Here is a 15,257-nt window from a genome sequence, read left to right as displayed (position 1 = left end):
GAACAGAGTGATTTATGCCCGTTGAAGCCCTCTACCGCGACGACTTCTATCTATCGACAGCAGAAGCGGTGGTGACGGCCATCCACGAGGACGGCGGCATCGAACTGGATCGCACCTGTTTCTATGCGGCATCCGGCGGCCAGCCGGGCGATACCGGTTTTCTCGAACGGGCCGACGGCACCAGGATCCAGCTCGGCCAGACCAGGCACGGCGGCAGCAAGGATATCGTCATCCACGTGCCGCTCGAAGGCGAGGCGCAGCCGCTGGCCGGCGAAAACCTGGTCATGCATATCGACTGGCAGCGCCGCTACAGGCTGATGCGCATGCACACCGCCTGCCATCTTCTCTCCGTCGTCTGCCAGTATCCGATCACCGGGGCCGCTGTCGGCGAAGAAGAATCGCGCGTCGATTTCGACATGGCCGAGACGATCGACAAGGACGAAGTCACGGCGAAACTCATGGAGCTGGTCGCCCAGAACCATCCGGTCTACCTGCAGTGGATCACCGACGAGGAGCTTGCCGCCAATCCGGGCATCGTCAAGTCGAAGAACGTCCGCCCGCCGATGGGGCTCGGCCGCGTCAGCCTCGTCTGCATAGGCGAAAATTCCAGCGTTGACAGCCAGCCCTGCGGTGGAACACATGTCTCCGAAACGCAGGAGGTCGGGGCGATTCATATCGCCAAGATCGAGAAGAAGGGCAAGGAAAACCGCCGGTTCCGCATTCGGTTCGGCGAGCCCGGCGCAGAGGCCTGATATCAGGCCCAAAGGAGATTTGACATGAGTGAAACCAGCCGTTTCGTCGTTTCGTCCGAGTGGCTTCACAAAGAGCTCGGCAGCACCGACCTCAAGATCCTCGACGCGTCCTTCTACCTGCCGGCACAGAACCGCAATGCGGACGCCGAATACGCGGCCGGGCATATTCCCGGCGCCATCCGCTTCGACCACGACAAGGTCGCCGACCACTCGACCGGCCTGCCGCACATGGTGCCGGCGCCGGATGTGTTTGCCGAGGCCGTCGGCCGGATGGGCATCTGCGAAAACGACCGGATCGTCATCTATGACGGCCCGGGCATCTTCTCCTCGCCGCGCGGCTGGTGGCTTTTCCGGATCATGGGCGCAAGACAGGTGTTCGTGCTCGACGGAGGCATCGACGGCTGGAAGGCCGAGGGCCGGCCGCTCGAGACCACCGTCCCCTCGCCCGAACCCGTCACCTTCACCCCGAACTTCCGGGTCGATAAGGTCATCGACTTCCAGACCATGCTGTCGATCGTCAGCGACGGCACGCGCCAGATCGCCGATGCACGGCCGGCCGGCCGTTTCGCCGGTACCGATCCCGAGCCTCGCGCCGGCATGCGCTCCGGCCACATGCCGGGCGCGGCCAGCCTTCCGTCCGGCACATTCTCGGTCAACGGCAAGCTGCGTCCGCTGGCCGAACTGCAAAAGGCGATCGAGGATGCCGGCATCGACTTCGGCAAGCCGGTAGTGACGAGTTGCGGCTCCGGCCTCACCGCCGCAATCATCACGCTGGCGCTCGAATCCCTCGGCCATGAGGACAATGCGCTTTACGATGGCTCCTGGACCGAATGGGGCAGCCGCCAGGACACGCCCGTCGTCACCGGTCCGCCCGCGCCGAAAGCGGCGTGAGCGCCATGGCGAAGAAACCCGCTCCGCTCAATGCCCATGTCACCAGCCTGGAAATGACCGCACCGCCGAAAACGAGCCTGGCGGTGCCGGTGAATATCCAGACGGCGATCATCCGCGCGCCCGAAATCCCGCTTCACTATTACCGCTATCTCTATCGGCAGGTGGGAAAACGCTGGCACTGGTACAAGCGGCTGCGCATGAGTGACGAGGAGCTTGCGGCGGCCATCCACAATCCGCGCACGTCCGTCACCGTGCTTTACGTCAACGGCGCGCCGGCCGGCTTTTTCGAGCTGTTCAAGGAAAGTGACGACGTCATCGAACTCTCCTATTTCGGGCTGTTCGAGCGGGCGATCGGGCTTGGCATCGGCAAGTGGTTCCTGCTCCAGGCGCTTTACTCCGCCTGGCAGGACAATCCGCAGAAGGTGACCGTCACCACCAATACGCTCGACCATCCGCGCGCCCTGCAGCTCTACCAGATGATGGGGTTTTCACCCGTCTCGACCTATGAGGCGCTGGTCCAGCCGATGACGGATGCCGAGCTCCTGAAAGCGCTCGACGGCTGATGTCGAAATTTTCACCCAAGGCGATGCTGATCGCTTTGGTGGTGATGATGCTCGTTGTCGTCACATTGTTTCTCTCTTGGGGCGTGATCAGGATCGCCCTCTATGTCCCGCAGATCGTCGGCATCGATAGGGTCGATGTGCTGTGTTCGAAGCGGCCGCCGCGTCGGCAGATGCCCTTTTTCGAAACGCCACGCCGGTGGAGCTCGGATTGCGACGCGTTGCGGCGGCAGTTCGGGTCGCACGTATCCGAAGATACGTTCATTTCCTTCGCCTACACCTCCCCCGCCGACAATAAGAGCTATCGTGGAACGCTGCAGCGGAATTGGAACGACCAGAACCAGCTCGCCCGAACGGGTGACCGGATCGAGATCGAAACATCGCGGCTGATGGCTGCAACCTTCACCGACTGGTCGAGCCCCAGCATCGCCGCCGAAAACATCATACGCTCGCCGGCAGCAGCTAAATGAACCGGTCTGCCAGCGCGGCAGATTGATATTCTTGAGGGCCGGCAAGTATCGGGTGGCGGGGAATATCCGGCGGAGTCATCTCTTGTGCAACACGCACAGGAGAAAGCCATGACCATCGCCTTCATCGCCATGCCCGCCGCCGATGCCGAGCACCTCTGGAACGGCGGCGCCGACGCCTACGGACGCCAGCCGGAAACGATGACGTCCGATGGCCCCGGTTATCCCTGCCGCCATTGCCTCAAGAATATCGAGGCTGGCGAGGAGCTGCTGGTTCTTGCCTATCGTCCTTTCCCCGAACTGCAGCCCTATGCGGAAACCGGCCCGATCTTCCTGCACAGGAAGCCCTGCCGACGTTATGCGGCGGAAGAGGTTCTGCCGCCGATGCTGGCGAGCACGGACTATATCGTCCGCGGCTACGGACGGGACGACCGGATCGTCTATGGCAGCGGCGCGGTGACGCCGACCGAGAGGATCGCCTCGCGCGCCGAGGAACTGCTGGCCCGCGCCGACATCGCCTATGTGCATGTCCGCTCGGCCCGCAACAATTGCTACCAGTGCCGGATCGACAAGGTCGAGGTGCCGGCGTTCGCTGACACGGCTCTGGCGATCTGAAATGCGAAGGCGCGCCGTTCTACCGAAGCGGCGCGCCGTCATCTTCGTTCTCAAGCCTGCTTGAGCCTCAGTTCTGGGTATTGTCGCCCTGCTCGTCGTCGCGTTCGAGGTTTTCGGCGAAATCGAGCAGCAGCCTGACGATCTCGCCGCCCTTCTTTTCATCACCTTCGAGCTTGCGGGCGATCACCTCGCGAAGGTTGAGCATGGCCGCATCGACGCTGCGCGGCAGTGACGGGCCGGTGTCACGGCCGCGCTCGTGGCGTTCCTGACGCTGCTTGATGCGCTCGGCGAGCTGCGACAGCCGGTCGAGGATCGTCGCGGCAAAGCTGCGGTTCTCGTCGAGATATTTGCGACCTTCGTCGGTGATCGCATAACGCTTCTTGTTGCCGTCCGCCTCGGCGACGACGTAGCCGGCCTCTTCGAGATAGGTCAGCGTCGGGTAGATGACGCCGGGGCTCGGCGCGTAGAAGCCGTAGGTGAGATCCTCGATATGCTTGATGATCTCGTATCCATGGCGCGGCTCCTTCTCGATCAGCGCCAATACGACGAGGCGCAGGTCGCCCTGCATCAGGAACCGGCCGATACGGCCATCGCCCTCATCGCCGAAACCGCGGCCGCCGCCGGGACCGCCCCGGCCGCCGCGTCCAAATCCTCCGCCAAGCGGCCCGCCGCGCGCAGCGAACACTTCCTCGAAACCCTTGCGGCCGCCGCGTTCGCCGCAACCATTGCGTCCTTCGAACCTGTGTTTAAACATTTTTATCTCCTTAGACTGTCTTTCGATATATCTAAAGATAGCAATTCCCGAGCCCTCGTCAATTACTTAGATATATCTAAATCATATCTTATTGATTTTGAAGACAGAAAAACGCCGGACGCGAAGCGCCCGGCGTCTCTCCAACCCCTAACTGATGGCTCAGCGGTCCTTCAGCTCTTCAGTTACGCCACGCTGAGCAGGCTTTCCGGCGCGAAGGCCTCGTAGCCGAGCGCTTCTGCCACCGGCTTGTTGGTCACCCGGCCTCTGTGGACGTTGAGCCCGTTGCGCAGGTGGCGGTCTTCGGCGATCGCCCGCAGCCCACGGTCTGCCAGCGCCAGCCCGTGCTGCAGCGTCGCATTGTTCAGCGCGTGCGCAGACGTCACCGGCACGGCGCCCGGCATGTTGGCCACGCAATAATGCACGATGCCGTCGACCTCGTAGGTCGGCTCGGAATGGGTCGTTGCATGCGAGGTCTCGAAGCAGCCGCCCTGATCGATCGCGACGTCGACCATGACCGCGCCCTGCTTCATGCCCGACAGCATTTCGCGGCTGACCAGTTTTGGAGCCGCGGCGCCCGGAATGAGGACGGCACCGATGATCAAGTCGGCACTGAAGACTTCCTCTTCCACCGCGTCGATCGTCGAATAACGGGTATGGACGCGGCCGTTGAAAATGTCGTCGAGCTGGCGAAGACGCGGCAGCGAGCGGTCGATGATCGAGACGTCGGCACCGAGGCCGGCGGCCATCCGGGCAGCATGCAGGCCGACGACGCCGCCGCCGATAACGGCGACCTTGGCCGGCAGCACGCCCGGCACGCCGCCGAGCAGGATGCCCCGGCCGCCATGGGCCTTCTGAAGCGCGGTCGCGCCCGCCTGGATCGCCAGGCGACCGGCGACTTCCGACATTGGAGCCAGCAGCGGCAACCCGCCGCGCTCGTCGGTCACGGTTTCATAGGCGATGGCGGTGACGCCGGACGCGAGCAGACCCTTGGTCTGTTCCGGATCGGGCGCGAGATGGAGATAGGTATAGAGGAGCTGGCCGTCGCGGAGCTGCACCCATTCGGAGGGCTGCGGTTCCTTGACCTTGACGACCATGTCGGATTTTTCGAAGATTTCCTTGGCCGAACCGACGATCCTGGCCCCGGCTGCCGCATAGGCGCCGTCATCTGCGCCGATGCCGGCGCCGGCCTTGGTTTCGATCAAGACCTCGTGGCCATGGGCCACATATTCACGTACCGCGCCGGGGGTAAGCCCTACGCGATATTCATGGTTTTTGATTTCCTTCGGGCATCCGACACGCATACAGCGTTCCTCTCAGGTTATGGCCTTCGCCGATTGATGTTCCCAGCCCGAAACAAACCAGAAAATCTGCCGAATGTCCTTGCGAAGACGAATTGCGAAGGATGAGATTTTCGCAGATAATTGCGTGACGGAGCAGTTTTTCGAAGGATCTGCGAATGAGCGCCATGGATGCCATTGATCTTGCGATCATGCGGACCTTGCAGCAGGAAGGCCGGATCTCCAATGCGGAGCTTGCCGAGCGGGTCGGGCTGTCGCCGTCGGCCTGTTCGCGGCGGCTCGACATTCTTGAGAAAAGCGGCACGATCAGCGGCTACCATGCCCGCCTTTCCAACAAGGCGCTCCACTACAAGATGATGGTGATCGTCCACATCTCGCTGTCCGGCCAGTTTGCCAAGACGCTCACCGAATTCGAGGCGGCGGTGAAGCTCTGTCCCAATGTGCTGGTCTGCTATCTGATGTCGGGCGAATACGACTACATCCTGCGGGTCGCGGCCAAGGACCTCGAGGACTACGAGCGCATCCATCGCGACTGGCTGTCGGCGCTGCCGCATGTGGTGAAGATCAATTCGAGCTTCGCGCTGCGCGAGATCATCGACAAGCCGAATGTCGGGCTATGAAACGCCGATGAGAATGGCGCCCGCCGCAACCACGATGCAGGCGGCGATACGTCTCGCAGACAGGGTCTCGCCGAGAAACAGCCAGCCGATCAGCACCGCAAACACGACGCTGGTTTCCCGCAGCGCCGAAACCGGCCCCGCCGGCGCCATCGAATAGGCGACCAGCACCGCACCGTAGGAGACGAGCGAAACCAGGCCGCCGCCGACCGCCTTCAGCGTTTCGCGCGACCGCAGATCGACCCGCAGGCGTCCGCGCATCGCCATGAAAGCGACCAGGAGCAGGATGCCGGGCAGCACGAAGACCCAGGTGATATAGGCGGCCGTATTGCCGGACAGGCGTATGCCGACGGCGTCGATCGTCGAATAACCGGCAATCGAAACACCGGTCGCCAGCGCGTAGAGCATCGAACCGGTAGAAGCCTTTCCCCTGCCGAGGGCGAGAAGCATGATACCCAGCACCACGAAACATATCCCGACCATGGAGAGCGGCAGCGGCAGTTCCCTCGCGAAGATCACGCCTGCCAGCGTCACCAGCAGCGGCGCGCTGCCGCGGATGATCGGATAAACCTGACCCAGTTCCCCATGCCGATAGGCGGCGACCAGCAGCAGGCTGTAAATCAGCTGGAAGACCGCGGAGCCGACCAGATAGGGCCACGCTTCAGCGGCCGGCAGCGGCAGGATCAATGCTACCGGCAAAGCGACGACACTCATCGCCAACGCCATGATCGTCATCGTCCAGAAACGGTCGGCGCCGGAGCGCAGGAACGCATTCCAGCAGGCGTGAAGCACGGCTGCGGAGAGAGCAAGCAGGACGACGGATGTGCTCATGTACGGCGGCTCGCGGCGATGATATCCGATACCGCCTCGCGTGCGGCATCGATGGCTTTGCCGCCCTGCCCCATCTCGGCCATCAGGGTCGCTCCCTCCAGGAGCATCAGGATTGCCGTGGACGCCGTTTCGGCCTCGGCACCGGACATCCGTTTCTCCAGAATATGCGCCATACGGCGCCTGAGGCTTTCCTTCTGCCTGACGGCGGCTTCGAAAACGGGATGGCCGGGCGAGCCGTGTTCCGCAATGGCATGGGCAAACAGGCAGCCGTTGAAATCCGCCCGATCGAACCAGCGCCCGTACCACGCGATGATATCCTCGATCATCCCTTCCGGCTGCTTCGGCACGGCAGCCATGCGGTCGAGCTGCTCCTCGAAACGCCGGAACCGCTCATCGAGGACTTCGACGATCAAGCCCTCCTTGGATGGAAAATGGCGGTACATGGTCATCTTGGCCACCTGGGCCTCGGCGATGATCCGGTCGATGCCGGTCGCATGAAAGCCGTCCTGCGTGAACAGCCTGTAGGCCGTCTCGACAACATGCTGCCGCTTCGATGAAGTTTGCTCGGATGACACGAAACATACCATAGTGATGAGACAGGTCTGTCTCATCACTATTAACATTGCTTACGGCCGTCAAGTCGCGGCTCTCGAGGAGCTTCGCCGTCAGGAGATTCGGGCCATCGATAGATTTTTACAGATCGACCTAAGCGGACTTCAACAAGTCTTCCCTATTGGTGGGAACAACAGAGGAAACGACGAGGGCTATATCGCATGACGGCCACCAGCAACGGACGAATGAAGACCCGCAGCGCGGAGCGCAAGAAGACCCGCATCCTGGGTACGGTCAAATATTTCAATCAAGCCGTTGAAGGCCGCGTTACCGACCTTTCGCCAACCGGCATGGCGCTCGACCTCGGCGGACGCACCTTGCATGCCGCCGACGGCAGTCCGGTCCGGATCGAAAGCGAAGAGCTCGGCATCCTGGAAGGCACAGTCAAATGGCGCCGCAGCGGCCGGCTCGGTGTACAGTTCAGCATCAACAGCAATGCGGTGGCGCAGGTATCGTCCTATTTCCGCTTCTTCCACAGAGAAGTTCCAGCCTCGCGCTGAGGCCGGCGGGCTCAATTTCCCCGCCCCCATCTCCAACTTATTCGTGCATCGCGAATCGCCGCCATACACAGACAGAATCGTTCTAAAAACGGCAAAGACGTAACCCATCAAGCTCCGATTGTCGTTTGCGGAATATTTACTACTTGCCGTTGAATTGATAAGTGCTAAAGTCCTAATCTATTCAGAGGAAGCAAAACTAAAACCGCCCTCGTCAAGAGTAGCGGCTGTTCAAGCGTCCACGTTTTTCCCGCCTGTATTGAGCCGACAGCCACGGCGCACAGGCAAAACCAAGGATGCTTAGATGGTTGCTGTTCCCCTTAGCTTGCCTTCTCCTACATCGCGGGCGCCGCGCCTGCTGGTTACCCTTGTCACATGCTTGGCAGTCGCCCTCCTGGCACTGGGCGCACTTCTGGCGCAGTCCGACGAGCCGAGCCGTCCGGCCGTCACTGCGGGCGAGGCGGTCGTCCTCCTGGCGCTCGCGACTGCCTTGTTCGCAGCATCCATATGGGCAAAACGAAGGATACAGCGCGATATCGACGCGAAATTCTACCGGCTCGAACGGTTCATGCAGGCATTCGGGCAGACCCAGGGCATGTTGCGCAGCCTCGACGGAAGGATCGTATTCTGGGGGATCGGCGCGGAGCGCCTTTACGGTTATTCGGTGAAGGAAGCCCTTGGAAAGGACGGCGTCGAGTTCCTGCACACCCGCTGCCCAACCTCTCTCGAAGAAATCAATTCGGCCCTCGTTCGCGACGGCGAATGGCAGGGTGAGCTCACACGTCGCCACAAGGACGGCAGGGAGATCCATATCGTCAGCAAATGGTCGCTGAGCCGCGGCGAAGCCGGGGAACCGGAAGTCGCGATCGAAGTCAGCAATGACATCACCTCCATCAAGCTCGCCGAACGGCAGCTCCATCAGAGCAACGCCCTGCTGCGCACCATCCTGGAAACCGCGCCGGGAATGATCTACGCCAAGGACATGGAGGGCCGCATCATCCTGGCGAATGTCACGACGCTCGACCTGATCGGCAGACCATGGTCCGAAGTCGAGGGCCGCACGGACATGGAATTCCTGGACAGCAAAAGCCAGGCCGGGGCGGTTATGGCCAACGACCGCCGGATCATGGATCAGGCGAGAACCGAGGAATTCGAAGAGGCCATCAGCCACGCGGGCCACCATCCTCGGATATGGTCGTCGACCAAAGCCCCTTTGCGCGACGCCGATGGCAAAGTCATCGGCATGGTCGGCGTCTCGGTCGAGATCACCGAGAGGAAACGGATCGAAGAGCGGCTGCAGCTCATGGTCAACGAGTTGGACCACCGCGTCAAAAATACGCTTGCGACCATCCAGGCCATCGCCTCCCAGACCCTGCGGGGCGGCGATCCGATCGTGCGCCAGAACCTGGAGCGGCGCCTCATGGCGCTGGCCGCCGCCCATGACGTGCTCACCCGCGAAAACTGGGAGGGGGTCAATATCGACGACGTGGTCACCGGCGCGCTGGCACCCTTCGGCGAGGGCGGCGGCTACCGCTTCGCGGTTTCCGGGCCGCCCATCCGGCTGCTGCCGCGGGCGGCGCTCGCGCTTGCCATGGGTCTGCACGAATTAACGACCAACGCCCTGAAATACGGCGCGCTCTCGACGCTTAACGGCCAGGTCGCGATCAACTGGCAGATTGTCGAAGGTGCCGAACCTTTGCTGCGATTGACATGGACGGAAAGCGGCGGCCCGCCCGTGGTTGCGCCGTCGAGACGAGGGTTCGGCGTCAGGCTGATCGAGCGCAGCCTTGCCCAGGATCTCGGCGGCAAGGCATCGGTGATATTCGACCAGCCTGCCGGGATCATCGGCACGATGGAAGCCCCGCTCGCCGGCGTCGCCGTCCCGGCGGTGGCGACGCCACTCGTGCAAGTGGGTGCAAGGTGAACGACACCCATATCTTCGCCGGAATTCGCGTCCTCATCATCGAGGACGAGGCCCTCGTCTCGATGATGCTCGAAGAGTTCCTGGAGCAGATCGGCTGCCGGACGATGGCGACGGCCTCGCGGCTCGACGAAGCGATCAGCAAGGCCCGGTCGCTTCCGCTGGACATGGCCCTGCTGGACGTGAACCTTGCCGGCGAAGCCAGCTTTCCAGTCGCCGAGATCCTTACCGCGCGGGACATTCCCTTCATTTTCGTGACCGGATACGGACCGCTCGGCCTGCCTGCCGACATGCGCCATATCCCCCTCCTTCCCAAACCCTTCCAGATGGCGCAGCTCGTCGACGCCATGCGAATGGCGGCCTATTGACGCCTGGCCTTTGCACCTCGCGTGGGTGGCATCCGGGATAGACACAATGATCGCACGTTCGTCTCCTCCAACGCTTCAGAATCCGCTTGGAGATACAATCCACGCGGGTCAATATGGCGCCGAATTGTCGCTTATCGGTCCGTTCCAAGGAGGCTGCCCATGTCGTCGCTCAACGATCTTCATCCGATCACCCGCCGCTCGCTGCTCGGAGGTTTTGCCGCCTCGTCGGCGCTTGTCATGCTGCACCCGTTTGCCGCCCGTGCGGCCGGCAATCAGGCGCATCTGCGCATCATGGAAACGACCGATATCCACGTCCACGTCTTCCCCTACGACTATTACGCCGACAAGCCGAACGACACGCTCGGCCTTGCCCGCACCGCCTCGATCATCGACGCGATCCGCGCCGAAGCCGGCAATTCCATGCTGATCGACAATGGCGACTTCCTGCAGGGCAATCCCATGGGCGACTACATGGCCTATGAGCGCGGCATGAAGGACGGCGACAAGCACCCGGTCGTCAAGGCGATGAATGTCCTCGGCTACGATGCCGGCACGCTCGGCAACCACGAATTCAACTACGGCCTCGATTTCCTGTTCAAGGTTCTGGCCGGTTCCGGCTTTCCTTATGTCTGCGCCAACCTCACCAAGGGCCAGCTCGCCTCCGACGCCAAGAAGGACGAGCTGTTCCTGAAGCCTTACGTGATCGTCGAAAAGCAGATCCGTGACGGTTCAGGCGCGACGAGCCCGGTCAAGGTCGGCTTTATCGGCTTCGTGCCGCCGCAGATCATGACATGGGACGCAAAGAACCTCGAAGGCAAGGCGCAGACCCGAGACATCGTCGATGCGGCCAAAGCCTGGGTGCCGGTCATGAAGGAGGAAGGCGCCGATATCGTCATCGCCCTCTCCCATTCCGGCATCGACGGTGGCGGACAGAGCGAGCGGATGGAAAACGCCTCGCTCTATCTCGCGGGCATTCAGGGCATCGATGCGATCTTCACCGGCCACCAGCATCTGGTCTTCCCGGGCACCAAGGATTTCGACGGCATTGTCGGCGCCGACACCAAGAAGGGCAAGCTGATGGGCAAGCCGGCCGTCATGGGCGGCTTCTGGGGCTCGCATATGGGGCTGATCGACCTGCTGCTCGAAAAGGACGGCAAGAGCTGGAAGATCGTCGATTCCACGTCCGAAGCCCGGCCGATCTACCATCGCGACGAAGCCCGCAAGATCGTCGCCGACGTCAAGGACAAGCCGGAAATCATCGCTGCCGCGAAAGAAGAGCATGAGGCGACGCTCGCCTATATCCGTCGCGCGGTCGGCAAGAGCTCGGCGCCGCTCTATTCTTATTTCGCGCTGGTCGCCGACGATCCGTCGGTGCAGATCGTCGCCAATGCGCAGACCTGGTACATCAAGGACATGCTGAAAGAGGGCCAGTACAAGGACATTCCCGTGCTCTCGGCCGCGGCGCCCTTCAAGGCAGGCGGCCGCGGCGGCGCCGAGTATTTCACGGATGTCCCGGCGGGCGACATCGCCATCAAGAACGTCGCCGACCTCTATCTCTATCCGAACACCGTGCAGGCGGTGCTGATCACGGGAGCGCAGGTCAAGAACTGGCTCGAAATGTCGGCCGGCATGTTCAACCAGGTGCAGACCGGCGCGAAAGACGCGCCTCTCCTCAACAATGATTTCCCGTCCTACAATTACGACGTGATCGACGGCGTCACCTACCAGATCGACCTGTCGCAGCCGACCCGCTTCGACAAGGACGGCAAGCTGATCAATGCGAACGCCAACCGCATCGTCGATCTCAAGTACAACGGCAAGCCGATCGATCCGGCCCAGAAATTCGTGGTGGCCACCAACAATTACCGCGCCGGCGGCGGCGGCAAGTTCCCGGAGATCGCCGGCGACAAGGTGATCTTCGTGGCGCCCGACACCAACCGCGACGTGATCGTGCGCTATATCGTCGAACAGGGCACGATCAACCCGTCGGCCGACGCCAACTGGTCGTTCAAGCCCTTGCCCGGCACAAGCGCTATCTTCGAAACCGGCCCCAAGGCCCGCCAGTTCGCGACCGCGGTCAAGGGTGCCAAGATCGAGGACGCCGGCGACGGCGAGAACGGCTTCGCCAAGTTCCGGCTCGTGCTGTAACGGCCAACATCACCTTCCGGTGACATCTGGACGGCAGCCTTGGCTGCCGTCTTTCTTTTCAACTGAATGAGACAAGGCAATGCCAAAATTCTCCTTCCAGCAGGTCGACGTCTTCTCCAGCCAGCCGATGCGCGGTAATCCGCTTGCCGTGGTGATCGGCGCCGACGGACTGAGCGACGCGCAGATGCAGTCCTTCGCCAACTGGACCAATCTCAGCGAAACGACATTCCTGCTCGAGCCGACCGATCCGAAGGCCAGCTACCGGGTCAGGATTTTCACACCGTCGCAGGAACTGCCCTTTGCCGGCCATCCGACGCTCGGCAGCGCGCATGTCTGGCTCTCGCAGCAACAGACGTCACCGACCGGCGATATCGTGCAGGAATGCGGCGCGGGCCTCGTCCGCATCCGCCGTGACGGTGATCGGCTTGCGTTTGCGGCGCCGCCGCTTACGCGCAGCGGCCCGGTTGATCCGGCGCTGGTGGAGCGGATCGCCAAGGCGCTCAGCCTGCCCGCCAACCTGATCGAGGATTCCAACTGGTGCGAGAACGGCCCGGACTGGATCGGCGTACGCCTGCCCTCGCGCGCCGATGTGCTGGCGGTCAAGCCGGACTATTCCGCTCTCGCCGGCACCCGCGTCGGGCTCGTCGGGCGCTTCAATCCCGATCTTGACGGCAAGGACGCGCAATTCGAGGTGCGTGCCTTTACCCGCAACGGCTATGAGGATCCGGTCACCGGCAGTCTCAACGCCGGCCTTGCCCAATGGCTGATCGGATCCGGTGTCGCGCCCGAAAGCTACGTTGCGACCCAGGGCACCGTGCTTGGCCGCGCCGGCCGGGTGTATGTCGACAAAGTCGGCGACGATATCTGGATCGGTGGAGACGTGGTCGCATGTATTCAGGGTGCGCTGGAACTCTGATCCTGTCGGCGGTGCCATCGGCAGGGAAAGTCCCGACCGATGGCTCACGATCGCGATTTGGACCGGTTCCGGAATTGGCCGACTGACGGTTATGCCGCCTTTGCCCGGGCGAGACCGATCCGCGACAGCAGCAAGTTCAATTCCGCCGGCGGCTTCTGCTCGATACGGCGGTATTCCCGGCCGTCGCGGGTACGCTGGACGAGACCGAAATCGAAGAGGTCGCGGCGCAACATCGCGGCGTCGCCGAACAGGTGCAGGGTGTTCAGCAGATCGCTGATCTGACGTTCGGTGAACTCTCGGTCCGCCGGAATCTTCGACCAGAGGAACCAGAGGCAGACTTCCTGCAGCCCGCGCTTGCCGGGCCAGCGCACCAGCCTGCCCTCCTCGTCGAAATGGCGCGCTGTCTTCAGCACCCGCGCCTCATCGGGCGCCGGCATGTCGTCCAGCACCGGGCGCCACTCAGCGATGACCTCGGCCGTTTTGGCAGCGGCTCTAAAATGCTGGTAGTTGCGGAAACCCGCTGCGCGCGTCAGGAGATTGAGCATCTCCAGATGGCTCGGTTTGTGATCGAACCTGAGAATTTCGCTGCGGACGGATTTGGCGAAAGCCGACAGGTCGGCGATCTCCATGGGAAAGATGGATCTCGGCATGTCTTATCCTTAAACGCGCCATTCCCTAAAAATCAGGGTGTCGCTGGTCGCCGGCTTGTCGACTCGAGCACGGGATAAGTGCTGATGATCTTTTCATGTGCAGGTTTAGCTTCCCTTTCGGGACGGCGACGCCTCGGTGAACTGCAGACCGTGGCGCCGTTATAGCAGAGGTCGAAACGTCGTCAACTCGCAGCCGGCGCGCTCCGGTCGTCCCGCCGTTGTTGAAGGAATGCTTACCCTTCGCGGGCATGGTATTTGCTGGTAGAATCGATCCGAAATCGGCGGGGAGGATGCGCACGGATGCTCGAAAAGGCAAAGACCACGGTAAGCTACGGAGACGAGCCTGGCCTGCGCTTCGCCCTTGTCCTCGACGGGCACGGCGGCTGCAGGACGATGAATATGGCCGAGGCCTGCAGCTGGAAGCCGGGAGACGGTCTCGTCTGGCTGCATTTCGAGCGCGACCATCCGGCAACGGCGGACTGGATAAACACCAATGGCGGCTTCGATCCGCTGGTGGCGGAGGCGCTTCTTGCAGAGGATTCCCGCCCACGCGTCGAGCCCCTGGACGACGGGCTGCTGATCATCCTGCGCGGTGTCTGCGCCGCTCCGCCGGAAGAAGCAGAAAAAAGCTCCGAGGAGGTCGACCTCGTTCCCCTGCATATCTGGGTAGACGAACACCGACTGGTGACATTGCGCGACAGCGGCCATTATATCACGGCGCTGCGCGATATCCGGCGGGCGCTCGACAACGGCAAGGGTCCCCGGCAGGCGGGAGAACTGCTGGCGCTCGTCAGCGACAAGCTCGTCCGCGATCTCGAACCGGTGCTCGACGACATGGACGAAGAGGTCGATGAACTCGACGAGCTGATCTTCAAGGGGGAAGCGAGCGAGGTCCGCCAGAGGCTCAAGCTGCTGCGTCGCCGCGCCGTGCAGCTACGCCGCTATCTCGCGCCGCAACGCGACGCGCTCAACAGGATCGAGCACGACGACGCGCCATGGCTCAGGGAGCGGGACAAGCTTCGCTTTCGCGAGGTGATCGACAAACTGATGCGGTTCATCGAATATCTCGACGCGATCCGGGACCGGACCGGCATCCTTCATGACGACCTTTCCACCGTCATCGGCGAACGGATCGCGCGCAATTCCAACCGGCTTGCCGCGTTGGCGGCCCTTCTCCTGCCCCCGAGCGTCGTCGCCGGTCTCTTCGGCATGAATGTCGGCGGCATTCCCGGCGTCGACGAGACCTGGGCTTTCCTGATCATCGTTGCGCTCGTCGTCGTTATTTCCGCCGGCACGCTGTGGATTCTCAAGCGCATCGAGTGGCTTTGAGCCCCGCGTCAATGCGCCCGGCCGAAACCGC

Annotated in this window: 17 protein-coding genes; 12 read left to right on the top strand and 5 right to left on the bottom strand. The window is 62.4% G+C overall.

From position 1 onward, the window contains the following. Positions 1–14: 14 nt before the first annotated feature. The 5 genes from LZK81_RS09030 (at position 15) to LZK81_RS09010 (ending at position 3,285) form a co-directional block, all read left to right on the top strand. Positions 15–752 (top strand): alanyl-tRNA editing protein, encoded by a 738-nt coding sequence (locus tag LZK81_RS09030; protein ID WP_233955918.1) that lies wholly within the window; start codon positions 15–17, stop codon positions 750–752. A gap of 24 nt (positions 753–776) precedes the next feature. Further along, positions 777–1,643 (top strand): 3-mercaptopyruvate sulfurtransferase, encoded by an 867-nt coding sequence (gene sseA / locus LZK81_RS09025; protein ID WP_233955916.1) that lies wholly within the window; start codon positions 777–779, stop codon positions 1,641–1,643. Positions 1,644–1,648: 5 nt separating this feature from the next. Further along, entirely contained in the window at positions 1,649–2,206 is a 558-nt protein-coding gene (locus LZK81_RS09020; RefSeq protein ID WP_046624149.1) for a GNAT family N-acetyltransferase, read from the top strand. Beyond that, entirely contained in the window at positions 2,206–2,673 is a 468-nt protein-coding gene (locus LZK81_RS09015) for a hypothetical protein (RefSeq protein WP_046606168.1), read from the top strand. The genes LZK81_RS09020 and LZK81_RS09015 overlap by 1 nt, the downstream gene beginning before the upstream one ends. Positions 2,674–2,781: 108 nt before the next feature. Continuing rightward, positions 2,782–3,285, top strand: a complete 504-nt coding sequence (locus LZK81_RS09010) for a DUF1203 domain-containing protein (protein ID WP_233955914.1) — start codon at positions 2,782–2,784, stop codon at positions 3,283–3,285. Between the two features lie 67 nt (positions 3,286–3,352). Here the strand turns inward: LZK81_RS09010 and LZK81_RS09005 are convergent, their stop codons facing one another. Both LZK81_RS09005 and ald read right to left on the bottom strand, forming a co-directional pair. After that, a complete protein-coding gene (locus LZK81_RS09005; RefSeq protein WP_233955912.1) occupies positions 3,353–4,039 on the bottom strand; it encodes a PadR family transcriptional regulator in 687 nt (228 codons plus the stop codon). Between the two features lie 182 nt (positions 4,040–4,221). After that, a complete protein-coding gene (gene ald, locus LZK81_RS09000) occupies positions 4,222–5,340 on the bottom strand; it encodes an alanine dehydrogenase (protein WP_233955910.1) in 1,119 nt (372 codons plus the stop codon). A gap of 155 nt (positions 5,341–5,495) precedes the next feature. On the opposite strand from ald, the gene LZK81_RS08995 reads away from it, so the two are divergent. After that, positions 5,496–5,957, top strand: coding sequence for an Lrp/AsnC family transcriptional regulator (locus tag LZK81_RS08995; protein WP_046624154.1), 462 nt, complete (start codon positions 5,496–5,498; stop codon positions 5,955–5,957). On the opposite strand, the gene LZK81_RS08990 is transcribed toward LZK81_RS08995, so the two are convergent. Together LZK81_RS08990 and LZK81_RS08985 are read right to left on the bottom strand one after the other, a co-directional pair. Continuing rightward, on the bottom strand, positions 5,952–6,785 hold the full coding sequence (locus tag LZK81_RS08990) for a DMT family transporter (protein ID WP_233955908.1): 834 nt from the start codon (positions 6,783–6,785) through the stop codon (positions 5,952–5,954). The genes LZK81_RS08995 and LZK81_RS08990 overlap by 6 nt on opposite strands. Beyond that, positions 6,782–7,360, bottom strand: coding sequence for a TetR/AcrR family transcriptional regulator (locus tag LZK81_RS08985; RefSeq protein WP_418936482.1), 579 nt, complete (start codon positions 7,358–7,360; stop codon positions 6,782–6,784). Before LZK81_RS08985 ends, LZK81_RS08990 begins: the two co-directional genes overlap by 4 nt. A gap of 198 nt (positions 7,361–7,558) precedes the next feature. On the opposite strand from LZK81_RS08985, the gene LZK81_RS08980 reads away from it, so the two are divergent. The 5 genes from LZK81_RS08980 (at position 7,559) to LZK81_RS08960 (ending at position 13,247) form a co-directional block, all read left to right on the top strand. Further along, positions 7,559–7,897, top strand: a complete 339-nt coding sequence (locus tag LZK81_RS08980; protein WP_046609055.1) for a PilZ domain-containing protein — start codon at positions 7,559–7,561, stop codon at positions 7,895–7,897. 376 nt (positions 7,898–8,273) lie between these two features. Next, entirely contained in the window at positions 8,274–9,818 is a 1,545-nt protein-coding gene (locus tag LZK81_RS08975) for a sensor histidine kinase (RefSeq protein WP_233955907.1), read from the top strand. Beyond that, complete coding sequence (locus LZK81_RS08970) at positions 9,815–10,183, top strand: response regulator (RefSeq protein WP_080954554.1); 369 nt, start codon at positions 9,815–9,817, stop codon at positions 10,181–10,183. Before LZK81_RS08975 ends, LZK81_RS08970 begins: the two co-directional genes overlap by 4 nt. A gap of 159 nt (positions 10,184–10,342) precedes the next feature. After that, entirely contained in the window at positions 10,343–12,331 is a 1,989-nt protein-coding gene (locus LZK81_RS08965; protein ID WP_233955905.1) for a bifunctional 2',3'-cyclic-nucleotide 2'-phosphodiesterase/3'-nucleotidase, read from the top strand. Positions 12,332–12,410: 79 nt separating this feature from the next. Further along, the gene (locus LZK81_RS08960; protein WP_046606157.1) at positions 12,411–13,247 is read left to right on the top strand and encodes a PhzF family phenazine biosynthesis protein; all 837 of its coding nucleotides are present in this window, start codon (positions 12,411–12,413) and stop codon (positions 13,245–13,247) included. A gap of 89 nt (positions 13,248–13,336) precedes the next feature. Here the strand turns inward: LZK81_RS08960 and LZK81_RS08955 are convergent, their stop codons facing one another. Then, positions 13,337–13,897, bottom strand: coding sequence for a DUF2087 domain-containing protein (locus LZK81_RS08955; protein ID WP_233955903.1), 561 nt, complete (start codon positions 13,895–13,897; stop codon positions 13,337–13,339). 300 nt (positions 13,898–14,197) lie between these two features. Between LZK81_RS08955 and LZK81_RS08950 the strand changes: the two genes are divergently transcribed. After that, positions 14,198–15,226: a zinc transporter ZntB gene (locus LZK81_RS08950; RefSeq protein WP_233955900.1), complete on the top strand. Its 1,029-nt coding sequence runs from the start codon at positions 14,198–14,200 to the stop codon at positions 15,224–15,226. The last annotated feature ends 31 nt before the right edge of the window (positions 15,227–15,257 follow it).

Source organism: Neorhizobium galegae, from assembly GCF_021391675.1.
In the GTDB taxonomy this organism is placed as follows: Bacteria; Pseudomonadota; Alphaproteobacteria; order Rhizobiales; family Rhizobiaceae; genus Neorhizobium; species Neorhizobium galegae_B.
The sequence above is the reverse complement of the archived record's forward strand: the minus strand, read 5'-3'. Positions and strand labels throughout refer to the sequence as shown.